Raw genomic sequence first — 24,759 nt, forward strand, 5'->3', positions numbered from 1 at the left:
CCATGAGCCACATACCCAAGGCGGAGTACGCCCGTCGGCGCAAGGCGCTGATGGCGCAGATGGTCCCCGACAGCATCGCCATCCTGCCGGCAGCGGCGGTGGCGATCCGCAACCGCGACGTCGAGCACGTCTATCGCCAGGACAGCGATTTCCAGTACCTGAGCGGCTTCCCCGAGCCCGAGGCGGTGATCGCCCTGATCCCCGGCCGCGAGCACGGCGAGTACGTGCTGTTCTGCCGCGAGCGCAACCCCGAGCGCGAACTGTGGGACGGCCTGCGCGCCGGCCAGGAAGGCGCGATCCGTGATTACGGTGCCGACGACGCTTTCCCCATTGCCGACATCGACGAGATCCTGCCGGGCCTGATCGAAGGCCGCGAGCGGGTCTACAGCGCCATGGGCAGCAACCCCGAATTCGACCGCCGGCTGATGGACTGGATCAACGTGATCCGCTCCAAGGCGCGCCTGGGTGCGCAACCGCCGAACGAGTTCGTTGCCCTGGATCACCTGCTGCACGACATGCGCCTGTATAAATCGGCGGCGGAAGTGAAGGTGATGCGCGAGGCTGCGGCGATCTCCGCCAGGGCCCATATCCGCGCCATGCAGGCTTGCCGGGCGGGGTTGCACGAATTCAGCCTGGAAGCGGAACTGGACTACGAGTTCCGCAAGGGTGGGGCGAAGATGCCGGCCTACGGCTCGATCGTCGCCGCCGGGCGCAACGGCTGCATTCTGCACTATCAGCAGAATGACGCACTGCTCAAGGACGGCGACCTGGTGCTGATCGACGCCGGTTGCGAGATCGACTGCTACGCCAGCGACATCACCCGCACCTTCCCGGTCAGCGGGCGGTTCTCGCCGGAGCAGAAGGCGATCTACGAGCTGGTGCTCAAGGCCCAGGAGGCCGCGTTCGGCGAAATCGCCCCCGGCAAGCACTGGAACCACGCTCACGAAGCCACGGTGCGGGTGATCACCGAAGGGCTGGTGGAGCTGGGGCTGCTCAAGGGTGAAGTGCAGGCGCTGATCGACAGCGAAGCCTACCGCGCCTTCTACATGCACCGCGCCGGACACTGGCTGGGCATGGACGTGCACGATGTCGGCGAGTACAAGGTCGGCGGTCAGTGGCGGGTGCTCGAACCGGGCATGGCGCTGACTGTAGAGCCAGGTATCTATATCGCCCCCGACAACCAGGGCGTGGCGAAGAAATGGCGTGGCATCGGAGTCAGGATCGAGGACGACGTGGTGGTCACCAGAAAAGGCTGTGAAATTCTCACTGGCGGCGTGCCGAAGACGGTCGCCGAAATCGAAGCGCTGATGCTCGATGCGCGCAAGGACGTGGCATGAACCGAGTCAACCTGGCGATCATCGGCGGCGGCCTGGTCGGCGCCAGCCTGGCGCTGGCCCTGCAGGCGGGTGCCAGGGCGCGCGGCTGGAAGATCCTGCTGATCGAGCCCTTCGCTCCGGGCGACAGCTTCCAGCCCAGCTACGACGCGCGCTCCTCGGCGCTATCCTTCGGCACCCGGCAGATCTACGACCAGCTCGGCCTGTGGCAGGCCATCGAGCAGCGCGCCGAGCCGATCCTGCAGATCCAGGTGTCCGATCGCGGGCGTTTTGGCAGTACCCGCCTGGATGCCCGCGAAGAAGGTGTGCCGGCACTGGGCTACGTGGTGGAGAACGCCTGGCTCGGCCAGTGCCTGTGGCAGGGGCTGGACAGCGAAGTGGTGAGCTGGCGCTGCCCGGCCGAGGTCAAGGCCATGCAGCCGGTCGCGGGCGGCTACCGCCTGCAGCTCGACGACGACACCAGCCTGGAGTGCGACCTGGCGATTCTCGCCGACGGCGGCCGCTCCGGCCTGCGCGAGCAGTTGGGCATCCATGTGCGCCGCACTCCCTACGACCAGAGCGCGCTGATCGCCAACATCACCCCCGGCGAGGCCCATCGTGGACAGGCCTTCGAGCGTTTCACCGAGCAAGGCCCGATGGCCTTGCTGCCGCTGCCGGAAAACCGCTGCGCGCTGGTCTGGACCCGACAGGGCATGGACGCGCGACGCCTGGCCGAGATCGACGAGCGCGCGTTCCTGCGTGAGCTGCAGGAGGCCTTCGGCTACCGCCTCGGCGCCCTGCGCCAGGTCGGCGCACGGCATCTCTATCCGCTGGCGCTGGTCGAGGCCGAGGAGCAGGTGCGCCCGCACCTGGTGGTGCTGGGCAACGCGGCGCACAGCCTGCACCCGATCGCCGGCCAGGGCTTCAACCTGTCGCTGCGCGACGTCCAGTCGCTGGCCGAGGCCCTGCTCGCCGGCCCGCAGCAGCCGGGCGACCTGGCAACGCTGCAGGCCTACCGCCAGCGTCAGCACCTGGACCAGACCCTGACCATCGGCTTCTCCGACCAGGTCACCCGCCTGTTCGGCAGTGCCCAGCCGCTGCTGGCCGCCGGGCGCAACCTCGGCCTGCTGGGCCTCGACCTGCTGCCCCCGGCCAAGCGCTGGTTCGCCCGCCAGGCCATGGGCCTGGGCACCCGTCCCGACCTGCGAGGACGCCTATGAGCGATGCCCGCAAGCTCGCACGCCGAGCCCGCATGCTGCGCTGGTTGTTGAATTTCTACCCGCCCTACCTGGGGGCCGGTATCCGCATTCAGCAGATCAGCCCGGACATGCGCAGCGTCAAGGTGCGCATGAACCTGACGCGCTGGAACCGCAACTACGTCGGCACCCAGTTCGGCGGCAGCCTCTACTCGATGGTCGACCCGTTCTACATGCTGTTGCTGATCGAGCAGCTGGGCCGCGACTACATCGTCTGGGACAAGGCCGCCAGCATCGACTTCATCGCACCGGGCAAGGGCCCGGTGTTCGCCGAATTCCACATCGACGACGCACTGCTGGACGACATTCGCCAGCAGACGGCCGGTGGCAAGAAGTGCCTGCCGCGTCTGCAGGTCGATATCCGCGACGGCGCCGGCGAACTGGTGGCGCGGGTCGACAAAACCCTATACGTGCGGCTCAAGCCGCAAGCGAGGCAGGCGTAAGGCATGGACATGCGCGCGGATCTGTTGATTGTCGGTGCCGGTATGGTCGGCAGCGCCCTGGCCCTGGCATTGCGCCACAGTGGCCTGGAGGTGCTGCTGCTCGATGGCGGCCCGCTGTCGGTCAAGCCCTTCGATGCACAGGCTCCTTTCGAGCCGCGGGTCAGTGCCCTGTCGGCGGCCAGCCAGCGCATCCTCGAGCGCCTCGGCGCCTGGGAAGGCATTGCCGGGCGGCGCGTGTCGCCCTATTCGGACATGCAGGTGTGGGACGGCAGCGGCACCGGGCAGATCCACTTCTCGGCGGCCAGCGTGCATGCCCAGGTGCTTGGTCATATCGTCGAGAACCGCGTGGTGCAGGACGGCCTGCTGGACCGCCTGCACGACAGCGATGTCGGGCTGCTGCCCAATGCGCGCCTGGAGCAGTTGCGCCGCTCAGGCGACGAGTGGCTGGTGACCCTGTCCGACGGCCGTCGCCTGCGCGCGCCGCTGGTGGTCGCCGCCGATGGCGCCAACTCGGCGGTACGCCGCCTGGCCGGCTGCGAGACGCGCGAATGGGACTACCTGCACCATGCCATCGTCACCAGCGTGCGCTGCAGCGAGGCGCACCGGACCACGGCCTGGCAGCGTTTCACCGACGAAGGGCCGCTGGCCTTCCTGCCGCTGGCGCGTGATGACGGCCAGCACTGGTGCTCGATCGTCTGGTCCACCACCCCCGAGCAGGCCGAGCAGGCCATGGCGCTGGACGATGCGGCTTTCTGCCAGGCGCTGGAGCGGGCCTTCGAAGGGCGCCTGGGCCAGGTGCTGCATGCCGACCGCCGCGTCTGCGTGCCGCTGCGCCAGCGCCATGCCAAGCGCTATGTGGACGAAGGCCTGGTGCTGATCGGCGACGCCGCCCACACCATCCACCCGCTGGCGGGGCAGGGCGTCAACCTGGGCTTTCTCGATGCCGCCGTGCTGGCCGAGGAACTGGTGCGCGCCTGTGAGCGCGGCGAGCGCCTGGCCGATGTGAAGGTGCTGAGCCGCTACGAGCGTCGGCGCATGCCGCACAACCTCGCGCTGATGGCGGCGATGGAAGGGTTCGAGCGCCTGTTCCAGGCCAACCCGCTGCCGCTGCGCTGGTTGCGTAACACCGGCCTGAAGCTGGTCGAAGGCATGCCCGAGGCCAAGGCGGTGTTCGTGCGCCAGGCATTGGGCCTGAGCGGAGATCTGCCGGAGCTGGCCAAGGCCTGAGGCTTTCGACTGCCTTGCAACATCCGGTAACGGCTCCAGGGGTGAGTGGGAAAATGGGATTCACTACCATTTGCACCTCACTGATCCCGAGGAGCACCCCGCATGTCGCCCCGCAAGCCCCTACTGGCCGCCCTGGCCCTGACCCTGTTTGCCGGTGCCGCCCAGGCGGCGGATGACGAAGTGGTGGTGTACTCCTCGCGCATCGACGAGCTGATCAAGCCGGTATTCGACGCCTACACCGCCAAGACCGGGGTGAAGATCAAGTTCATCACCGACAAGGAAGCGCCGCTGATGCAGCGCATCAAGGCCGAGGGCCAGAACGGCGTTGCCGACCTGCTGCTCACCGTGGATGCCGGCAACCTCTGGCAGGCCGAGCAGATGGGCATCCTGCAGCCCATCAAGTCGGACGTCATCGACCGCAACATCCCGCCACAGTACCGAGCGTCTTCCCACGACTGGACCGGCCTGAGCCTGCGCGCGCGGACCATCATCTACTCCACCGAGCGGGTCAAGCCGTCCGAGCTGAGCACCTACGAAGCCTTGGCCGACAAGCAGTGGGAAGGTCGCCTGTGCCTGCGCACGGCGAAGAAGGTCTACAACCAGTCGCTGACCGCCACCCTGATCGAGACCCATGGCGAGGCCGAGACCGAGAAGCTGGTCAAGGGCTGGGTCAACAACCTCTCCACCGACGTGTTCTCCGACGACAACGCGGTGATCCAGGCCGTCGCCGCGGGCCAGTGCGACGTCGGCGTGGTCAACACCTACTACTACGGACGCCTGCACAAGGCCGATCCGAAGCTGCCGGTGAAGATCTTCTGGCCCAACCAGGGCGACCGTGGCGTGCACGTCAACCTTTCGGGGATCGGCCTGACCAAGCATGCACCGCACCCGGAGGCGGCGAAGAAGCTGGTCGAGTGGATGACCGGCGAGGAGGCGCAGAAGCTGTTCGCCGACATCAACCAGGAGTTCCCGGCCAACCCGAAGGTCAAGCCATCGGATGAAGTCGCGGCCTGGGGCAACTTCAAGGCCGACAGCCTGCCGGTGGAAGTGGCGGGCAAACGTCAGGCCGAGGCCATACGCCTGATGGATCGGGCTGGCTGGAACTGAGGTTCACCGCTTATCCTTCCGGGGCCTTTCAAGGCCCCTTCGCGGCGGTCGCCACCTGCAACCGAGATACCTGCCTTGCCCCACTCCCCACAACGCCGCTGGTACCTCCCGGTCTTTCTCATCGCCGCCTTGGTGCTGCTGCCCCTGAGCGTACTGCTGCTGTCGTGGCAGTCGGTCGATGTTCAGATCTGGTCGCACCTGCTCGACACCCAGATGAGCCGCCTGCTGGGCAACACCCTGACCCTGGTGCTGGGCGTCGGTGTGGGCGTCACCCTGCTGGGCGTGAGCCTTGCCTGGCTCACCAGCCTCTGCGAATTTCCCGGCCGGCGCTGGCTCGACTGGGCGCTGATGCTGCCCTTCGCCATTCCGGCCTACGTGCTGGCGTTCGTCTTCGTTGGCCTGCTGGATTTCTCCGGCCCGGTGCAGAGTGCGTTGCGCGAGCTGTTCGGGCCGATGCGCCTGCCCCGCGTGCGCTCGACCGGAGGGGTGATCGTGGTGCTGGTGCTGGTGTTCTACCCCTATGTCTACCTGCTGGCGCGCAGCGCCTTCCTGGCCCAGGGCAAGGGCCTGATGGAAGCTGCGCGGGTGCTGGGCCTGTCACCGCTGCAGGCCTTCCGGCGCGTGGCGCTGCCGATGGCACGGCCCGCCATCGGTGCAGGCATCGCCCTGGCGCTGATGGAGACGCTGGCGGATTTCGGCGCCGTGTCGGTGTTCAACTTCGACACGTTCACCACCGCCATCTACAAGACCTGGTACGGCTTCTTCAGCCTCTCCAGCGCGGCGCAGCTGGCCAGCCTGCTGCTGCTGGCGGTGATGCTGGTGCTGTACGGCGAGCGTCGCGCCCGTGGGGCCAGCCGTAGCGGCAACGAGCGCCCACGTGGGCAGGCGCTCTACCACCTGCGAGGGCTCAAGGCCCTGGCGGCCAGTGGCTGGTGCCTGCTGGTGTTCGCCTGTGCCTTCGTCATCCCGGTGCTGCAACTGCTGGTGTGGTTCTGGCAGCGTGGCCGCCACGACCTCGACGAGCGCTACGCCGGGCTGATCCTGCACACCCTGTACCTGGGCGGCATGGCGGCGTTGATCACCGTCAGCGTGGCGTTGCTGCTCGCCTTCGCCCGGCGTCAGGCACCCACTGCGTCGATTCGTGCGGGGGTCGGGCTGGCCAACCTCGGCTACGCCCTGCCTGGTTCGGTGCTGGCGGTGTCGATCATGCTGGCCTTCAGCTACCTGGACAATAGGTTGGTGATTCCGCTTTCGACCTGGCTGGGCGGTGCCGGCAAGCCGCTGCTGCTGGGCAGTGTGTCGGCGCTGCTGTTGGCTTACCTGGTGCGGTTCATTGCGGTGGCCTACGGGCCACTGGAGAGCAGCCTGGAGCGGATCAGGCCGTCGCTGCCGGAGGCTTCGCGCAGCCTTGGCGTGGCAGGGCCGAGATTGTTTTTCAAGGTGTATCTGCCTCTGCTGGTTCCGGGGGCGCTCAGCGCTGCGCTGCTGGTGTTCGTCGATGTGCTCAAGGAGATGCCGGCGACCTTGCTGATGCGTCCGTTCGGCTGGGATACCCTTGCCGTGCGGGTGTTCGAGATGACCAGCGAAGGCGAGTGGGCGCGTGCCTCGCTGCCCGCGCTGACCCTGGTGCTGGTCGGTCTGTTGCCGGTCATCGGCCTGATCCGCCGTTCCGCCCAGCGTCCCGGTCATCCTCGCTGAGGGTGCCAGCCCCCGTCCTTGCGGCTACAATGCGCGGCATTCGTAGAGGTGGGTCCTACAAGATCAGGCAATGATTCAACAACGCCGACCCGCCTCTGCTTCGCCACGCCCGGAAGGAGAAACCCATGGGACAGCGCACGCCCCTGTACGACCTGCACCTGGCGCTAGGCGCCAAGACGGTCGATTTCGGCGGTTGGGACATGCCCCTGCATTACGGCTCTCAGGTCGAAGAACATCATCAGGTCCGCAGTGATTGCGGCGTCTTCGACGTTTCCCACATGACAGTCATCGACATCGACGGCGCCGATGCCACCCCCTGGCTGCGTCGCCTGCTGGCCAACGACGTGGTCCGCCTCGATAGCCTCGGCAAGGCCCTCTACAGCCCGTTGCTCAATGAACAGGGCGGGGTCATCGACGACCTGATCGCCTACCGCACCGACAGCGGCTATCGACTGGTGGCCAATGCCGCCACCCGCGACAGGGTGCTGGCCTGGCTGAACGCCCAGAGCAACGGCTTCGTCGTCGGCATCGAGGCACGCCCCGACCTGGCGATCCTGGCCATCCAGGGCCCCCATGCCCGCGAGAAGGTCGCCGCGTTGCTCAGTGCCGCGCGTGCGGCACTGATCCGCGAGTTGCGCCCGTTCGAGGGGCTCACCGAGGGCGACTGGTTCATCGCCCGCACCGGCTACACCGGTGAGGACGGACTGGAGATCATTTTGCCGGGCGATCAGGCCGCCAGCTTCTTCTACGACCTGGTCGGCGCCGGCATCGCACCGAGCGGCCTCGGTGCCCGCGATACGCTGCGCCTGGAAGCCGGGATGAACCTGTACGGCCAGGACATTGACGAAACCCATACCCCCCTGACCTCCAACCTGGGCTGGAGCGTCGCCTGGGAGCCTGCCGAGCGCGATTTCATCGGCCGCAGTGGCCTGCTGGCGGAAATCGAGCGTGGCGTGCAGGGCAAGCTGGTGGGGTTGGTACTGGAAGAACGTGGCGTATTGCGCGCCCACCAGACGGTTCGTGTTGCCGGGATTGGCGAAGGAGAGATCACCAGTGGTAGTTTCTCGCCTACGCTGAGCAAGTCCATCGCCCTGGCGCGCGTACCCATGGCCACCGGCGACCGCGCCGAGGTGGAAATCCGCGGCAAGTGGTACCCGGTGCGGGTGGTCAAACCGACCTTCGTGCGCCACGGCAAGATCCTGATCTGAACAATTACCGGCGGTAGACCGCTGAGCCAATCGAGGAATACGAGACATGAGCAATATCCCCGCTGACCTGCGTTTCGCCGAAAGCCATGAATGGGCGCGTCTGGAAGCTGACGGCACTGTGACCGTCGGTATCAGCGACCACGCCCAGCAAGCCCTGGGTGATGTGGTCTTCGTCGAGCTGGCCGAAGTGGGCAAGGTCTTCGCAGCCGGTGATGCGGCCGGTGTGGTCGAGTCGGTCAAGGCCGCTTCCGACATCTACGCGCCGGTGAGCGGTGAGGTCATCGCCGTCAACGAAGAACTGGCCGACAGCCCGGAGCTGCTCAACGAAGAACCCTACGAGGCGTGGATCTTCAAGCTCAAGCCAAGCGACAAGGCCGAGCTGGACAAGCTGCTGGATGCGGCAGGCTACAAGGCTGCCATCGGCGAGTGAAATCGCGTCGCCTGCTTCGCGGCTTCGGCCGCGAAGAAGGCGCTCGAATCATTGGCACGCAACTCGCCCCTGTTTACGCAGCTCGCCACGATTTACCGGCAACATCGCCGATCCCTTCCTAGACTTGTAAGTCTCCATGAGAACTGGTCCGGGAAGAGAAGATCGCCATGTCCCAGTCGCCGTCCCTGCAGCAACTGCAAGAGCCCAACCCTTTCCTGCGCCGTCACCTGGGCCCCGATGCCAGCGAGCAGAGCGCCATGCTCGCGGCGCTGGGCGTGGCCAGCCGTGGCGAACTGATCGAGCAGACCGTACCGCCGGGCATCCGCCTGGGGCGCCCGCTGGAGCTGCCGCCAGCCCTCGACGAGCAGGCCGCCCTGGCCAGGCTCGCCGGGTATGCGGCGCAGAACCAGGTGTGGACCAGCCTGATCGGCATGGGCTACCACGCTACCGTCACGCCCACGGTCATCCTGCGCAACGTGCTGGAAAACCCCGGCTGGTACACCGCCTATACGCCTTATCAGCCCGAGATCGCCCAGGGTCGCCTGGAAGCGCTGCTCAACTTCCAGCAGATGATCATCGACCTCAGTGGCCTGCCGTTGGCCAACGCCTCGCTGCTCGACGAAGCCACCGCTGCCGCCGAAGCCATGGCCCTGGCCAAGCGCGTCGCGCGCAGCAAGAGCAATGCATTCTTCGCCGACGAGCACTGCCATCCGCAGACACTCTCGGTGCTGCGTACGCGGGCGGAGGGTTTCGGATTCGAACTGATCGTCGACTCGCTGGACAACCTCGACCAGCACGAGGTGTTCGGCGCGTTGCTGCAGTACCCCGACACCCATGGCGAAGTCCGCGACCTGGGGCCGCTTATCGAGCGCTTGCACGCCCGTCAGGCCCTGGCCTGCGTGGCCGCCGACCTGCTCAGCCTGGTGCTGCTCACCCCGCCCGGCGAAGCGGGTGCCGATGTAGTGCTCGGCTCGACCCAACGCTTTGGCGTGCCGATGGGCTACGGTGGCCCGCATGCGGCGTACTTCGCCTGTCGCGACGACTACAAGCGTGCCATGCCCGGGCGCATCATCGGCGTGTCGCGCGATGCGCGCGGCAACACCGCCCTGCGCATGGCCCTGCAGACCCGCGAGCAGCACATCCGCCGCGAGAAGGCCAATTCCAACATCTGCACGGCGCAGGTGCTGCTGGCCAATATCGCCGGGTTCTACGCCGTCTACCACGGGCCCGAGGGGTTGCGACGCATCGCCCGGCGCGTGCAGCGCCTGACCCAGATCCTCGCCGCCGGCCTGGAGGCCAAGGGCCTCAAGCGCCTCAACCGGCACTTCTTCGACACCCTGACCCTCGACGTCGGCGGAGCCCAGGCAGCGATCATCGAAAGCGCCGAGGACGCGCGCATCAACCTGCGCATTCTCGGGCGCGGGCACCTGGGGGTGAGCCTGGACGAGACCTGCGACGAGGCGACGGTACTCAAGCTGTTCGACATCTTCCTCGGCGTCGACCACGGCCTGGACGTCGCCACCCTCGACCAGCAGCCCCTGCCGCCAGCCGTGCCCGACGGCCTGCAGCGCAGCACGCCGTTGCTCGAGCATCCGGTGTTCAACCTGCACCACAGCGAAACCGAGATGCTGCGCTACCTCAAGCAGCTGGAAAACAAGGACCTGGCGCTGAACCAGTCGATGATCCCGCTGGGCTCCTGCACCATGAAGCTCAACGCCACCAGCGAGATGATCCCCATTACCTGGCCAGGCTTCGCCCTGCTGCATCCCTTCGCTCCCGCCGCGCAGGTCCAGGGCTACAAGGCGATGATCGACGAGCTGGAAAGCTGGCTGTGCGCGATCACCGGCTTCGATGCGATCTGCATGCAGCCCAACTCGGGGGCCCAGGGCGAATATGCCGGGCTGATGGCCATTACCCGCTATCACCGCAGCCGCCAGCAGCCGCAGCGTACCCTGTGCCTGATTCCGTCATCGGCCCACGGCACCAACCCGGCTTCGGCGCAGATGGCGGGGATGGAGGTGGTGATCGTCGATTGCGACGACGACGGCAACATCGACCTCGACGACCTCAAGGCCAAGGCACGCCAGGCAGGCGAGCGGCTGTCGTGCCTGATGGTGACCTACCCCTCGACCCACGGCGTGTACGAGGAAGGCATCCGCGAGATTTGCGAGGTGGTGCACCAGCACGGTGGCCAGGTGTACATGGATGGCGCCAACCTCAACGCCCAGGTGGGCCTGGCGCGGCCGGCCGACATCGGCGCCGACGTGTCGCACATGAACCTGCACAAGACCTTCTGCATTCCCCATGGCGGCGGTGGGCCGGGCATGGGGCCGATTGGCGTGCGGGCGCACCTCACGCCCTTCGTCGCCAGCCATCCGGTGGTGCCGGTGCCAGGCCTGGACCCGAACAACAGCGCGGTCAGCGCGGCGCCCTGGGGCAGCGCCAGCATCCTGCCGATCAGCTGGATGTACATCGCCATGATGGGCCCGCAACTTGCCGATGCCAGCGAGGTGGCGATCCTTTCGGCCAACTATCTCGCCAGCCGCCTGGCCGGGGCCTTCCCGGTGCTCTATCGCGGGCGCAATGAACGCGTGGCCCATGAGTGCATCCTCGACCTGCGCCCGCTCAAGGCGCAGACCGGCATCACCGAGGAAGACGTGGCCAAGCGCCTGATGGACTACGGCTTCCATGCCCCGACCATGTCGTTCCCGGTACCAGGCACCTTGATGGTCGAGCCGACCGAGAGCGAATCGAAGGCAGAGCTGGACCGTTTCGTCGAGGCGATGCTGGCGATCCGTGACGAGATTGCCCAGGTGCAGGACGGCACCTGGCCGGCGGAGGATAACCCGCTCAAGCAGGCTCCCCACACGCTGGCCGATGTGCTGGCGCCGTGGACGCGCGCCTACAGCCTGGAGCAGGCCATCGCGCCGACCGCCCATGTGCGGTTGCACAAATACTGGCCGGCGGTGAACCGCGTGGACAATGTGTATGGCGACCGCAACCTGTTCTGTGCCTGCGTGCCGGTGGAGGCGTATCGCTGAGTGTGACGGCGGGGTCAGTCGCGGTACTTCGCCGCGGCATTGTCGAGCGTGCGGCCGATCTCCCGGCGCAGCCCGGTTGGCTGCTCCACCACCAGGTCGTCACCCTGGGCCAGCAACCACCAGCGCAGTGCAGGGCCGTCGCCGAGCGTTGCCTGCAGCCGGTGGCCTTGCTCCAGCGCGGTCAGTTGCATGTGCGCGGTCAGTGGCGACTCGCGCAACTGCCGCGCCAGAGCATCGCTGATCCAGGCCTGCAATTCGATCCCCTCGCTTTGCACGGCCTGCAGCGGCTCGTCGCGCAGGTAGTCCTGCAGATCGAAATTGCCACGTTGCTCGCCCATGGCGCTGGCCGACCAGTGCCAGCCGAAGGGAATGCTCTTGTCATTGCGCTCCAGCGGAAAGATCAGCGACAGTTCGTTGAGGTCGCGTTCGACCGTGCGCTTGCTGACATTGAAGCCGACATCACGCAGGCGCCACACCAGTTCGGCGCTGGTGATTCCGGGCGAGCGGCTGGGCAGTTGACGCAGCAGCGCCCACTGGCGGCTGAGGGTGGCGCGGGTCGTGGCGAACGGCAAAGGTTAACGTCCTTGTCTAGGCTTGCGGCATTAGCATGGCGGTCGCAACGCCCTATGGCAATTCGCCACTTTTCGCTGAGAACGCGAAACCGCGAAATGGTTGCGCCCAGGTGAATCGTTCGCGACAGGTTTTGTCGTACCGTCGCGCAGAATCGCCTGATCACAGTCGAGGTCGGAACTGTGGGCCGTTCAACGAGGATGAACATGTCTGCTGCCAGCAATATCCATTCGCTGCTCGCCCGTCTGCTGCCCGAGCGCATCGTGCCGACGCCGGCCATTCCCCGCAGGCACCTGCGCCCGTTCGCCGGGGTGGGCATGCCCAACCAGTGGGCGGTGCTGGGCGAGCGTTCGGCACTGGTCAGCCGCCTGGACGAGGCGCTGGACGTGCAGGCTGTCTACGCCGACTTGCGTCGCCAGGCGCTGCAGGGCAATGCCGAGGTGCTCAACGACCTGGGCTGGATCTGGCTCAACGGACGCTACTGGCGCGCCGATACCGGGCTGGCCAGCCACCTGTTGCGCATGGCTGCGCTGCAGGGCAATGCGGCGGCGTGGTTCAACCTGGGGCAGCAGCACTACTTCGGCAAGGGTGTACCGGTCTCCTATGCCGCTGCTGCCGAACATTACCGGCATGCGTTCGAGCGTGGCCTGTCGCACGCTGCCGCGGCGCTGGGCGACCTGTACGAGGAAGAGGTCTGCGACACCGAGCAGGACTGGCAGGTGGATGCGCGCGAGGCCTATCAGTGGTTCCTGCGCGGCGCCCAGCGTGGCGAGGCGCGTTGCCGCTTCGAGGTGGGTTACCGGCAGTTGCATGGCGTGCATGTGGCGCCGGACACCAAGGCCGCGCTGTACTGGCTCGAGCTGGCGGCCGCAGCGGGGGTGATGCAGGCGGCCGAGGAACTGGCGGTGCATTTCAGCAGCCGCGACGGTGCGCGCTACCGGACGTGGCGCGACCAGGCGATCGGGCTGGGCAGCACATTGGCATTGACCATGAAGCTGGAGGATCAGGTTCAGTCTTGAGCCAGGGGGCGGTGGTGAAGCCTTTGCGGGCAAGTCCGCTCCCACGGATCCCGACTGCAAACAGACTGTTCATCGCCCCCGGTTGACGAAGGGGGGAGGGCTGGGCGTATATTGATAGTTAGCAAACTATGAATATCCTCGGTTCCTTTGCATGACACTCGACGCACTGCACCTGAAAGTCAGCAGCGGCATGGTCGTTGCCGGTCGCCACTGGCGGCGCATCTGCCATGCGGCACTGACCGGCTATGGCATCTCCGAAGCCTGCGCCGTGCCGCTGCTGATGATCGTGCGCCTGGGCGACGGCGTGCACCAGGTCGCCGTGGCGCAGGCGGCCGGCCTGGAAAGCCCGTCGCTGGTACGCCTGCTCGACCAGCTGTGCAAGGCTGGCCTGGTGTGTCGCACCGAGGATCCGCTCGATCGCCGGGCCAAGGCGCTGAGCCTGACCCGTGAAGGCCGCACCTTGGCCGAGTCCATCGAAAGCGAGTTGGTCCGCCTGCGCCGCGAGGTGCTGCACGGCATCTCGGCAGCCGACCTGGAGGCCACCCTGCGGGTGATCCGCGCCTTTGAAGCCGCCGCCCAGGGGACCTCGGCTTGAACGGCTTCTTCAGCTCGGTGCCGCCGGCGCGCGACTGGTTCTACGGCGTGCGTACCTTTGCCGCGTCGATGATCGCCCTGTACATCGCCCTGCTGATGCAGCTGCCGCGTCCCTACTGGGCGATGGCCACGGTTTACATCGTCTCCAGCCCCTTCGTCGGGCCGACCAGCTCCAAGGCGCTGTACCGCGCCGTCGGTACCCTGCTCGGCGCCGCCGGAGCGGTGCTGCTGGTTCCGCCGCTGGTGCAATCGCCACTGTTGCTGAGCATCGCCATCGCCCTGTGGACCGGCACCTTGCTGTTCCTCTCGCTGAACCTGCGCACCGCGAACAACTACATGCTGATGCTGGCCGGCTACACCTTGCCGATGATCGCCCTGGCGGTGGTCGACAACCCGCTGGCAGTGTTCGATGTGGCGTCCTCGCGTGCCCAGGAGATCTGCCTGGGCATCGTCTGCGCGGCGGTGGTGGGGGCGATCTTCTGGCCACGCCGGCTGGCGCCGGTGGTGACTGGCGCCACGGGCACCTGGTTCGGTGAGGCGATCCGCTACAGCGACATCTACCTGAGCCGTGACACCGCGGCCGACAAGATCGCCGGCCTGCGCGGCTCGATGGTCGCCACCTTCAACAGCCTGGAGCTGATGATCGGCCAGCTCGGCCACGAAGGCGCCGGGCCGCACACGGTGAAGAACGCCCGCGAACTGCGCGGGCGGATGATCCACCTGCTGCCGGTGATCGACGCCCTCGACGATGCCCTGGTCGCCCTCGAAGGCCGCGCGCCGCTGCAGTTCGCGCAGATCCAGCCGCTGCTGGCATCGGCCCGCGAGTGGCTGGCAGGCACGGCCGACAGCGCCTCGGTCGTACGCTGGACCGCCCTGCACGAGCAGATCGACCGCCTGCAACCACGCGGCGACGAACTCGACCAGCGCCAGGCCCTGCTGCTGTCCAACGCCCTCTACCGCCTCAGCGAATGGCTCGACCTGTGGCAGGACTGCTGCACCCTGCAGCATGCCCTGCGCCTGGACGACGCCAGGCCCTGGCGTGCGGTCTACCGGCATTGGCGCCTGGGCCGGCTGACGCCGTTCTTCGACCGCGGCCTGATGCTGTACTCGGTGTTTTCCACCGTCACCGCGATCGTCGTCGCCTGCGGCCTGTGGATCGGCCTGGGCTGGAACGACGGCGCCAGCGCGGTGATCCTCGCCGCCGTGGCCTGCAGCTTCTTTGCCGCGATGGACGACCCGGCGCCGCAGATCTACCGCTTCTTCTTCTGGACGCTGATGTCGGTGATCTTCTCCAGCGTCTACCTGTTCCTGGTGCTGCCGAACCTGCACGACTTCCCCATGCTGGTGCTGGCCTTCGCCGTGCCGTTCATCATCGTCGGCACCTTGACCGTGCAGCCGCGCTTCTACCTCGGCACCCTGCTGACCATCGTCAACACCTCGACCTTCATCAGCATCCAGGGTGCGTACGACGCCGACTTCTTCACCTTCCTCAACTCCAACCTGGCCGGCCCGGTGGGCTTGCTGTTCGCCTTCATCTGGACCCTGGTGGTACGTCCGTTCGGCGTGGAGCTGGCGGCCAAGCGCATGACCCGTTTCGCCTGGCGCGACATCGTCGAGATGACCGAACCGGCAAGCCTGGCCGAGCAGCGCAAGGTCGGCGTGCAGATGCTCGACCGCCTCATGCAGCACCTGCCACGCCTGTCGCAGACCGGCCAGGACAGCGGCGTGGCACTGCGCGATCTGCGCGTGGGGCTGAACCTGCTCGACCTGCTGGCGTACATGCCACGGGTCGGTCCGCAGGCCCGCGAGCGGCTGCAGACGGTCATCGAGGAAGTTGGCGGGCACTACTCGGCCTGCCTGCGCGCCGGTGAACGGCTGCATGCCCCGGCGGCACTGCTGCGCAACATGGAGCGCGCCCGCCTGGCCCTGGCCCTGGATGCACTGAACGAGCGCGGCGAGCCCCGCGTACACCTGCTGCATGCCCTGGCCGGCCTGCGCCTGGCCCTGCTGCCCGGTGTCGAGGTGATGCTCGAGCCGGCCGAACAACCGCAACTGCCACATGGAATCGATGGAGCGCCGCTGTGATCGGTGAAGTGGATATCAGCGGGGTGTTCCTGCCCACGCTGCTGGTGATGATGTTCGCCACCTACCTCTTGTTCCTGGGCGTGCACGCCGTGCTGGTGCGCCTGCATTTCTACCGCCTGGTCTGGCACCGGGCGCTGTTCAACGTTGCCCTCTACGCCGTACTGCTGGGTGCTGTGGATCACTTTTGTCGAAGCCTGATGCTGCCATGAAAAAACCGTTGTTGACCTTGGGCCGTGTGGTCCTGACATTGTTGGTGGTGACCTTCGCGGCCGTGCTGGTCTGGCAGATGGTCGTGTACTACATGTTCGCGCCCTGGACCCGCGACGGCCATATCCGTGCCGACGTGATCCAGATCGCCCCGGACGTGTCCGGGCTGATCCAGAAGGTCGAGGTGCGCGACAACCAGGTGGTCCGGCGCGGCGACGTGCTGTTCACCATCGACCAGGACCGTTTCGGCCTGGCCCTGCGCCAGGCGCAGGCGACCCTGTCCGAGCGCGAGGAAACCCTGGCCCAGGCGGCCCGCGAAACCCGACGCAACCGCAAGCTGGGCAACCTGGTGGCGGCCGAGCAGCTCGAGGAGAGCCAGTCGCGCGAGGCCCGTGCCCGCTCGGCGGTGAGCGAGGCGCAGGTTGCGGTCGATACCGCGCAGCTCAATCTCGATCGTTCGGTGGTACGCAGCCCGGTGGACGGCTACCTCAACGACCGCGCCCCGCGTGCCCACGAGTTCGTCACGGCAGGGCGAGCGGTGTTGTCGGTGGTCGACAGCGCTTCGTACCATGTCGACGGCTATTTCGAAGAGACCAAGCTGGGCGGCATCAACGTCGGCGATGCCGTGGATATCCGCGTGATGGGCGACGACACGCGCCTGCGCGGCCACGTCGAAAGCCTCTCGGCAGGCATCGAGGACCGCGACCGGGTCAGCGGCGCCAACCTGCTGCCCAACGTCAACCCGGCCTTCAGTTGGGTGCGCCTGGCCCAGCGCATCCCGGTGCGCATCGCCTTCGATGAAGTGCCGGCGGACTTTCGCATGATCGCCGGACGCACCGCGACGGTGTCGATCATCGAGGGGCAGCGGCCATGAAACACCTGATCCTGGCGGGGCTGGCCCTGTCGCTGGGGGCCTGCAGCATGGTCGGCCCCGACTATCAGGTGCCCGAGGATGCGGCGGTGCAGCGCGGTGACCTGAACGGCCCGTTGCGCCAGGATGCCGGCAGCGTGGTGTCGGCGCCGGTGCCGGACGACTGGTGGCAGCTGTACCAGGACCCGCGCCTGAATGCGCTGGTACGCCAGGCGTTGACTGCCAACACCGAGCTGCGCGTGGCGGCGGCGAACATCGCCAAGGCCCGCGCCCAGGTCGAGGTCGCCGAGTCCCGGGGTGGTTTCAGTGGCGGTGCCAAAGCCGGCGCCCAGCGCCTGCAGGAGTCCGCCGAAGCCTTCCTGCTGCCGGAAAAAGTCCCGGTGACCAACATCGGTGAGGCGATCCTCAGCGCGTCGTACCAGTTCGACCTGTGGGGCACCTTCAAGCGCGGCACCGAAGCGGCGAAGGCCAATGCCGACGCCGTGCAGGCTGCGGCAGACACGGCGCGCATCACCCTGGTGGCCGATGTGGTCAAGGCCTACACCCAGGTGTGCTCGGCCAATGAGGAATACCACATCGCCCGCCAGTCGCTGGACCTGCAGCAGCAGAGCGTGCAACTGAACCAGCGCCTGCGCGATGCCGGGCGCGGTGACGATTCCCTGGTCACCCGTTCGCAGACCCAGTTCAAGTCGTTGCGCGCCGAGTTGCCGCGTTTCCATGCCGAGCGCGAGGCCGGGCTCTACACCCTTGCCGCGCTGCTGGCCCAGCCGGTCGACCAGCTCCCGGCCGGCACCGCCGATTGCGCCGAGCTGCCGCATCTGGCGCAGCTGATCCCGGTAGGTGACGGCGCGGCGCTGCTCAAGCGCCGTCCCGACGTGCGCCAGGCCGAGCGCCAGTTGGCGGCAGCCACCGCAACCATCGGTGTGGCCACGGGTGCCTTGTATCCGGATATCAGCATCGGCGCGCAGATCGGCACCCTCGGTATTCTCGAGCACCTCGGCGAGCCTTCGACCAACCGCTGGGGCTTCGGCCCGCAGATCAGCTGGGCCATCCCCACCAACGGCACCCGGGCGCGCATCCGCGAGGCCGAAGCCTCGACCCAGGCGGCGCTGGCGCATTTCGACGGCGTGGTGCTCAACGCCATCCGCGAGACGCAGACCCGCCTGGCGCAGTACAGCGCCTTGCTCGACCGCCGCGACGCACTGGCCGACGCCGAGCGTTCGGCGCAGGAAGCGGCCGACCAGACCCACCGCCGCTATGAGGCCGGGCGTGAGTCGTTCCTGGCAGACCTGCAGGCGACCCGCGCCTACACCGACGTGCGCGCGCAACTGGCAGCGGCCAACACCCAGGTAGCGATGGGGCAGATTGGCGTGTTCCTGGCGTTGGGGGGTGGCTGGAAGGCGGCGAAGGTGCAATGAATGGCACCGCGAAGCCGGCACCCCGATTCCGCGATCACCCCGCGTAGAAAACGTTTGCGCATTTCCCGGTCCGACACTCAAGTATTCCCCCGCGACGCCGATCTACTAGCACCAGCGTCCCGGAAGAGGGCGCGATTCCCCGTTTATCGATCAAGCGGGTGGTCAGCGTGATCAGGACGATCCCGGCCCCTTGCCAGGAGCTTCCCATGTCTCGACCCCGTGCCCGGATTGCCTCGCAACTCGGCATCGCCCTCGCCATCGTGCTGGCGCTGGTGATCACCGGCAGTACCTTGTTCGCCCTGCGCTCGCTGGACGACGCCAACCTCGCCACCCGCCAGCAGCACCTGGCCAGCGAAGCGCGCCTGTTGGCCGACCAGCTCGACACCTTCCACGGTTCGCTGCGCGACAACACCCAGCGCTTGAGCGGGCTGTTCGAGCGGCGTTTCGCCTCGGGCCTGTCGCTGCACGCCGGCGAGACCGTACAGGTCGCCGGCCAGGCCACACCGGCCCTCTACCTGGGCGAGCAGTTGCTGAACAACGACTTCCGCGTGGTCGACGAATTCCAGCAGATGACCGCCGGTATCGCCACGCTGTTCGTGCGCAGCGGCGACGACTTCGTGCGCATCACCACCAACCTCAAGAAGCAGGATGGCAGCCGCGCCATCGGCACCCAGCTCGACCGCCAGCACCCGGCCTACGCCAAACTGCTGGCCGGGCAGATGTACGTGGGGCGCGCGGTGCTGTTCGACCGCAACTACATGACCCGCTACGTACCGGTGAGCGATGCTGGCGGCCGGGTGATCGCCGTGCTGTTCGTCGGCTTCGACTACACCGATGCGCAGAACGCCCAGTTCGCCAACCTCAAGCGCTTCCGCATCGGCCAGACCGGCTCTTTGGCGCTGCTCGACAACCAGGGCCAGTGGCTGGTGCCGCCGGCTGGCGTGGCCGATCCGCAAGCGGCGGTGGCGGCGGTTTCCGCCCTGGGTGACAAAGGGCAGTTCTGGAGCAGTGGCCAGCAGCAGCTGTTCAGCGTGGCCGAGCCCTTCGCCGAGGGGCCGTGGACCGTCGTGGCGAGCATGCCCGAGGCGGAGATCCGCGAAGTGACCTGGAGCGTCGGCCTGCGCCTGGCGATCGGCAGCCTGCTGGCGATGATCCTCGCCGTGCTCGCCACACTGTGGTTGCTGCGGCGCAAGCTGCGCCCACTGGACGACCTGGTGCGCCAGGCCGAGTCCCTCGGCGCAGGCGATCTGAGCGCGCGCCTGGCGGTCACCAGCGAGGACGAGATCGGTCAGCTGGCGCGCAGCTTCAACAAGATGGGCGATGCCCTGGCGACCATGGTCGAGCATATCCGCAGCGCCTCCGAGCAGGTCAGCGCACGTTCGCGTTCCCTGGCCGGGCTGTCGTCCGGCGCCTGCGAGGGGATGGAGCAGCAGTCCGGCGAGATCACCAGCATGGCAGGAGCGGTGGAGGAGTTCAGCGCCACCTCGATGAACATCGCCGAGAACATGGCCGGCACCGAGCGCATGGCCCAGGACAACGCCCAGCAGACGCGCATCGGCCGCAGTGCCATGGACCAGGCGTCCGTCTCGCTCAAGCAGATCGCCGAAGCGCTGGGCGGCACGGCTACGGTGATGGACAGCCTGGGCGCGCGGTCCCAGGAAATCGGCGGTATCGTCGGGGTCATCACCGCGATTGCCGAGCAGACCAACCTGCTGGCGCTCAATGCCGCCATCGAAGCCGCGCGTGCCGGTGAGCAGGGCCGAGGCTTCGCCGTGGTCGCCGATGAAGTGCGGGGCCTGGCTGCCCGTACCCGCCAGGCCACCGACGAGATCTCCGGGATGATCGCCAGCATCCAGCAGCAGACCGGCCATGCAATCAGCACCCTGGAGCAGGGCAACCGCCTGATGCAGGAAGGTCTTGAGCGCAACGACAAGGTCGCGCAGGCCCTGGCACGCATCGACGAGCAGAGCCGCGCGGCGGGCGAGCAGTTCACTGCGATCAGCACCGCCACCCAGGAGCAGAGCAGCACGGCGAACCTGCTCAGCCGCAACCTGCAGAGCATTGCCCAGGCCAACAGCGAGCAGCATGATGTGGCCAACGAGCTGGCGGCAACCGCCAAGGAGCTCGAAGGCCTGGCCGGGCAGTTGCGCCAGGAAGTGGATCGCTTCCGCGTCGGCGGCTGATCCGCAAGCGCTTTACCTGCAGTAGCGAAGCCGCTTCAGCGCAGTACGACGCCCAAGGCCTGCGCGCAGGCATCCAGCGAGCGCTGCTCGCTCTGCGCGTACAACGCCAGCTCATCCTGCACCTTGAGCCCCAGCGCGGCCTCGAAGGCGTCGCGGTTGGCGTTGCTGCCGTATTCGGCCTGGGCCTCGCCCCCCAGGTTCGACTGGAAGATCCCGGCCGCGCTCACCGGCAGGAAGTCTTCGTACACCAGGGCTTCGAAATGCACGTGGCCGGCCTCGATCAGCCCCTGCAGGGTTGCAGGTCGGCCCTGCTGGCCGCGTTCGGCCAGGCCCTTCTCGGTGGCGAAGTACCGGAAATAGGCCAGCCCCTGCTCGCGCATCTGCGCCAGGTCATCCGGAAACTCGGCGAAGTGGGTGGCCAGCAGTGTCTTGTAGTGCTCGGCATTGGCCTCGGCCGGTACACCGCCCAGGGCGTCGCGGGTGGCGTCGAGCAGGCGGTCGTAGAGTGCGCGGCCTTTCGGGGTCAGTGCTGCGCCGCGTTGCTCGATCTCGCCGAAGCGCGCGGTATGGCTGCCCTGGGCATCGCTGAACGCGACCTTTTCCTGCAGCGCCTTGAAGCTGGTCTGACGCAACAGAATCGGATGACGCCGGGTCGGTGGGCCTTCCACCACGGCCTTGGGCGGGATGCCCTTGGCCGGCATGCCGACCTGGATCGCGTCGATGTCCAGGGTGCGCGGCGTCAGGTGGTTGATGTGCGGGCCCTTGAACGCGACCACGTCGGCGATCAGTCGGTGCTGATCGTGCAGTTGCTGGTACTGCTCGGCGCTGACCGTGGCCTGCTGGTGCCAGCGGAAGGTGTGCAGGGCCTCCTGCACGAAGGTGTCGGCATCGGCTGCGCTCAGGCCGCCGTCGCGTTCGCGCTGGGCGATCAGTTCGAGCACGCGCGGGGTGAAGATCTTGCGCCGGGCAAGAATGTCCCCGGCCAGTTCGCGCAGCGGCGGGTTGTCGATCAGTTCCAGGCGCAGCAGCGAGGTGAACACGCGGAACGGGCTGATGTGCAGCGCTTGCTCGTGCACCGCGCGAAAGGCCGTGGAGTGCACCGGTACGCCGGCCGAACTCAGGTCGTAGTAGCCAACCGGCTCCATGCCCATGACGGCGAACAGGCGGGCGATGGTCGCCAGCTCCTCGGCCGTGCCGACGCGGATCGCGCCGTGGCGCTCCTGGTCGAGGCGTTCGACTTCGCCGGTCCAGCGCAGCGCCTGGGCGACTTCAGGCTGCCGGGCCATGACCTGCTGGTTGATTTCGCTCACCAGCTCCAGCAGCGTGCCGTACAGCGGCACTTCCTGTTTGTACATGAGCGACATGGCGGCAGAGAACTGCGCGCGGATGCTGTCGGGGCTGACGAAATCGTGGGCGGGCATCGCTGGCTTCCTGAAGGGCGGTGGAGACCTATACATGAGAGCTGGGAATGCACTTCGTCCACAAGCGAAAAAAAGTTCGAGGGTCATTCCTTTTACGATTGAATTTTTCGGCCCTATGGCGGGACAAGTCGCCGCAGCGCATCACCCTGGCAACTGCGCGCGAATCCACTCCACCAACGCCCGCACCTTGGGCACTTCCGCCGCATGCTCGGCAAAGGCCAGGTAGTGCTTGCCGTTGCTCGGCATCGCATGCTCCCAGGCGATCACCAGGCTGCCTTCGGCCAGTTCCCTGGCCACCAGGTAGCGCGGCACCAGGGCCACGCCGCAACCGGATTGCGCAGCGCTGAGGGCCATATAGAAGGTGTCGAAGCGTGGGCCGTGGTAACTGTTGTCGGTGTGCAGCCCCTGCTCCAGGAACCATTCATGCCAGGCCTCGGGCCGCGAAGTGCTTTGCAGCAACACCAGCCCGGCCACGGCGCCCGGGCCTTCCAGCGCCTGCCCGTCAAGCAGCTCCGGGGCGCATACCGGCACCACTTCCTCGCCGAACAGCTCCACGCAGGTTGCCCCTGGCCAGGTGCCCTGGCCGAAGAAGAACACCACGTCGGCCGAGCCCTGCAGCAGGGCGAACGGCTCCATCTCGTTGCGGATGTCCAGATGGATGTTCGGGTGGCGCTTGCCGAAGCCTTTCAGCTGCGGAATCAGCCAGCGCACGCCGAAACTCGGTTGAGTGGCTACCTTCAATACTTCGGTCTGCTCGCCGTAGGTAAGGACGTAGCGGCTGGACATGTCCACCTGGGTGAGGATCTTGTTGACCTCGGCCAAATACAGCGCGCCAGCCGGCGTCAGTTGCAGGCGCTTGCGAATGCGCAGGAACAGGTGGTTGCGCAGCATCTCCTCGAGCTGCGCAACCTGCTTGCTGACCGCACTCTGGGTCAGGTGCAGCTCTTCGGCAGCGCGGGTGAAGTTGAGGTGACGGGCGGCAGCTTCGAAGCACTGCAGGGCCGTCATCGACGGAACCAGGCGTTTGGACATGGCATTCTCTACGGCAGCTTTACCATTCCTGAGGGGAATGATAAGAGGAATAAAGGTCGTTTGTTGCGGCGATGTAATCGGATTAATACTGATCCTTATCACCTTTACAACCCTTCACCCGATGTAGGAGAAGCACAATGGTTGCTGGATTGCTCGAGCGCCTCGGCGTTGCCGCCGTGGATCACACCCAGGGCGACTACCCTGTTCACACGCCGATCGACGGCAGCCAGATCGCCACGGTGAAACTGCTCGGCAAGGCCGAGACCACCGCGCGCATCGACCAGGCGCAGCACGCCTTCGAACGCTGGCGCAACGTGCCGGCCCCGCGCCGCGGCGAGCTGGTGCGCCTGTTCGGCGAAGTGCTGCGCGCGCACAAGGCCGACCTGGGCGAGCTGGTGTCCATCGAGGCCGGCAAGATCACCCAGGAAGGCTTGGGTGAAGTGCAGGAAATGATCGACATCTGCGATTTCGCCGTGGGCCTCTCGCGCCAGCTGTACGGCCTGACCATCGCCTCCGAGCGCCCAGGCCACCATATGCGTGAATCCTGGCACCCGCTGGGGGTGGTCGGGGTGATCAGCGCCTTCAACTTCCCGGTTGCGGTCTGGGCGTGGAACACCACGCTGGCACTGGTGGCCGGCAACTCGGTGGTATGGAAGCCTTCGGAAAAGACTCCGCTGACCGCCCTGGCCTGCCAGGCGCTGTTCGAAAAGGCGCTGAAAGCCTTTGGCGATGCGCCGCAAGGGCTCAGCCAGCTGGTGATCGGTGGCCGTGAGGCCGGTGAAGCCCTGGTCGACGACCCGCGCGTGCCGCTGGTCAGCGCCACCGGCAGCACCCGCATGGGCCGCGAAGTGGGCCCGCGTGTCGCGGCGCGCTTCGGCCGCAGCATTCTCGAACTGGGCGGCAACAACGCCATGATCCTGGCGCCGAGCGCCGACCTCGACCTGGCCGTGCGCGGCATCCTGTTCTCGGCTGTCGGCACCGCCGGCCAGCGCTGCACCACCCTGCGCCGCCTGATCGTGCACCGTTCGATCAAGGACGAAGTGGTTGCCCGGGTCAAGGCCGCCTACGCCAAGGTGCGCATCGGTGATCCGCGCAACGACAACCTGGTCGGCCCGCTGATCGACAAGCAGTCGTTCGACGCCATGCAAGGTGCGCTGGCCAAGGCCCGCGACGAGGGTGGCAAGGTCTTCGGCGGCGAGCGTCAACTGGCCGAGCAGTACCCCAATGCCTACTACGTATCGCCCGCCATTGCCGAGATGCCGGCGCAGAGCGAAGTGGTGCGTCACGAGACCTTCGCGCCGATCCTCTACGTGCTGGCCTACGACGACTTCGAAGAGGCCCTGCGCCTGAACAACGAGGTGCCCCAGGGCCTGTCGTCGTGCATCTTCACCACCGACCTGCGCGAGGCCGAACGCTTCCAGAGCGCTGCGGGCAGCGACTGCGGCATCGCCAACGTCAACATCGGCACCAGCGGTGCGGAAATCGGCGGCGCCTTCGGTGGCGAGAAAGAGACGGGCGGCGGGCGCGAGTCTGGTTCGGATGCGTGGAAAGGCTACATGCGTCGTCAGACCAACACCGTGAACTACTCGCGTGAGCTGCCGCTGGCACAGGGCATCGTATTCGATTGAGGCCAATG

20 protein-coding genes are annotated in these 24,759 nt (G+C 67.0%); 17 read left to right on the forward strand and 3 right to left on the reverse strand.

What is annotated here, in order from left to right; translation table 11 throughout:
* The first annotated feature begins 2 nt into the window (after window positions 1-2).
* The 9 genes from pepP (at window position 3) to gcvP (ending at window position 11,723) form a co-directional block, all read left to right on the forward strand.
* A complete protein-coding gene (gene pepP, locus AC1TXO_RS00795) occupies window positions 3-1,337 on the forward strand; it encodes a Xaa-Pro aminopeptidase (protein ID WP_486404622.1) in 1,335 nt (444 codons plus the stop codon).
* Window positions 1,334-2,533: a 2-octaprenyl-6-methoxyphenyl hydroxylase gene (ubiH, locus tag AC1TXO_RS00800; RefSeq protein ID WP_486404623.1), complete on the forward strand. Its 1,200-nt coding sequence runs from the start codon at window positions 1,334-1,336 to the stop codon at window positions 2,531-2,533. The genes pepP and ubiH overlap by 4 nt, the downstream gene beginning before the upstream one ends.
* Window positions 2,530-3,012, forward strand: a complete 483-nt coding sequence (locus tag AC1TXO_RS00805; RefSeq protein WP_486404624.1) for a DUF4442 domain-containing protein — start codon at window positions 2,530-2,532, stop codon at window positions 3,010-3,012. Before ubiH ends, AC1TXO_RS00805 begins: the two co-directional genes overlap by 4 nt.
* A 9-nt stretch (window positions 3,013-3,021) precedes the next feature.
* Window positions 3,022-4,239 (forward strand): 2-octaprenyl-3-methyl-6-methoxy-1,4-benzoquinol hydroxylase, encoded by a 1,218-nt coding sequence (locus tag AC1TXO_RS00810; RefSeq protein WP_486406771.1) that lies wholly within the window; start codon window positions 3,022-3,024, stop codon window positions 4,237-4,239.
* 102 nt (window positions 4,240-4,341) lie between these two features.
* Window positions 4,342-5,346, forward strand: coding sequence for an extracellular solute-binding protein (locus AC1TXO_RS00815; RefSeq protein WP_486404625.1), 1,005 nt, complete (start codon window positions 4,342-4,344; stop codon window positions 5,344-5,346).
* A gap of 75 nt (window positions 5,347-5,421) precedes the next feature.
* The gene (locus tag AC1TXO_RS00820) at window positions 5,422-7,044 is read left to right on the forward strand and encodes an ABC transporter permease (protein WP_486404626.1); all 1,623 of its coding nucleotides are present in this window, start codon (window positions 5,422-5,424) and stop codon (window positions 7,042-7,044) included.
* Window positions 7,045-7,169: 125 nt separating this feature from the next.
* Entirely contained in the window at window positions 7,170-8,252 is a 1,083-nt protein-coding gene (gene gcvT, locus AC1TXO_RS00825) for a glycine cleavage system aminomethyltransferase GcvT (RefSeq protein WP_486404627.1), read from the forward strand.
* Between the two features lie 46 nt (window positions 8,253-8,298).
* Window positions 8,299-8,682 (forward strand): glycine cleavage system protein GcvH, encoded by a 384-nt coding sequence (gene gcvH, locus AC1TXO_RS00830; protein WP_486404628.1) that lies wholly within the window; start codon window positions 8,299-8,301, stop codon window positions 8,680-8,682.
* 167 nt (window positions 8,683-8,849) lie between these two features.
* The gene (gene gcvP, locus AC1TXO_RS00835) at window positions 8,850-11,723 is read left to right on the forward strand and encodes an aminomethyl-transferring glycine dehydrogenase (RefSeq protein WP_486404629.1); all 2,874 of its coding nucleotides are present in this window, start codon (window positions 8,850-8,852) and stop codon (window positions 11,721-11,723) included.
* A 14-nt stretch (window positions 11,724-11,737) separates the two neighbouring features.
* On the opposite strand, the gene AC1TXO_RS00840 is transcribed toward gcvP, so the two are convergent.
* Complete coding sequence (locus AC1TXO_RS00840; protein WP_486404630.1) at window positions 11,738-12,295, reverse strand: WCX domain-containing protein; 558 nt, start codon at window positions 12,293-12,295, stop codon at window positions 11,738-11,740.
* Window positions 12,296-12,499: 204 nt separating this feature from the next.
* Between AC1TXO_RS00840 and AC1TXO_RS00845 the strand changes: the two genes are divergently transcribed.
* From AC1TXO_RS00845 to AC1TXO_RS00875, 7 genes are all read left to right on the forward strand, one after another.
* Window positions 12,500-13,312 (forward strand): tetratricopeptide repeat protein, encoded by an 813-nt coding sequence (locus AC1TXO_RS00845; protein WP_486404631.1) that lies wholly within the window; start codon window positions 12,500-12,502, stop codon window positions 13,310-13,312.
* A gap of 151 nt (window positions 13,313-13,463) precedes the next feature.
* The gene (locus tag AC1TXO_RS00850) at window positions 13,464-13,907 is read left to right on the forward strand and encodes a MarR family winged helix-turn-helix transcriptional regulator (protein WP_486404632.1); all 444 of its coding nucleotides are present in this window, start codon (window positions 13,464-13,466) and stop codon (window positions 13,905-13,907) included.
* Window positions 13,904-15,991, forward strand: coding sequence for an FUSC family protein (locus AC1TXO_RS00855; RefSeq protein ID WP_486404633.1), 2,088 nt, complete (start codon window positions 13,904-13,906; stop codon window positions 15,989-15,991). The genes AC1TXO_RS00850 and AC1TXO_RS00855 overlap by 4 nt, the downstream gene beginning before the upstream one ends.
* Window positions 15,988-16,200, forward strand: a complete 213-nt coding sequence (locus tag AC1TXO_RS00860) for a DUF1656 domain-containing protein (RefSeq protein WP_486404634.1) — start codon at window positions 15,988-15,990, stop codon at window positions 16,198-16,200. The genes AC1TXO_RS00855 and AC1TXO_RS00860 overlap by 4 nt, the downstream gene beginning before the upstream one ends.
* On the forward strand, window positions 16,197-17,072 hold the full coding sequence (locus AC1TXO_RS00865; RefSeq protein ID WP_486404635.1) for an efflux RND transporter periplasmic adaptor subunit: 876 nt from the start codon (window positions 16,197-16,199) through the stop codon (window positions 17,070-17,072). The genes AC1TXO_RS00860 and AC1TXO_RS00865 overlap by 4 nt, the downstream gene beginning before the upstream one ends.
* Window positions 17,069-18,487 (forward strand): efflux transporter outer membrane subunit, encoded by a 1,419-nt coding sequence (locus AC1TXO_RS00870; protein WP_486404636.1) that lies wholly within the window; start codon window positions 17,069-17,071, stop codon window positions 18,485-18,487. The genes AC1TXO_RS00865 and AC1TXO_RS00870 overlap by 4 nt, the downstream gene beginning before the upstream one ends.
* A gap of 206 nt (window positions 18,488-18,693) precedes the next feature.
* Window positions 18,694-20,670 (forward strand): methyl-accepting chemotaxis protein, encoded by a 1,977-nt coding sequence (locus AC1TXO_RS00875; protein ID WP_486404637.1) that lies wholly within the window; start codon window positions 18,694-18,696, stop codon window positions 20,668-20,670.
* 35 nt (window positions 20,671-20,705) lie between these two features.
* On the opposite strand, the gene hglS is transcribed toward AC1TXO_RS00875, so the two are convergent.
* A complete protein-coding gene (hglS, locus tag AC1TXO_RS00880; protein ID WP_486404638.1) occupies window positions 20,706-22,091 on the reverse strand; it encodes a 2-oxoadipate dioxygenase/decarboxylase HglS in 1,386 nt (461 codons plus the stop codon).
* A 141-nt stretch (window positions 22,092-22,232) separates the two neighbouring features.
* Window positions 22,233-23,123 carry a LysR family transcriptional regulator gene (locus tag AC1TXO_RS00885; protein ID WP_486404639.1) on the reverse strand — a complete coding sequence of 297 codons (891 nt, stop codon included), beginning with the start codon at window positions 23,121-23,123 and terminating at the stop codon, window positions 22,233-22,235.
* Window positions 23,124-23,260: 137 nt separating this feature from the next.
* On the opposite strand from AC1TXO_RS00885, the gene amaB reads away from it, so the two are divergent.
* Window positions 23,261-24,751 carry an L-piperidine-6-carboxylate dehydrogenase gene (gene amaB, locus AC1TXO_RS00890; RefSeq protein WP_486404640.1) on the forward strand — a complete coding sequence of 497 codons (1,491 nt, stop codon included), beginning with the start codon at window positions 23,261-23,263 and terminating at the stop codon, window positions 24,749-24,751.
* The last annotated feature ends 8 nt before the right edge of the window (window positions 24,752-24,759 follow it).

The sequence above is a fragment of the Pseudomonas sp. FA117 genome, assembly GCF_057370475.1.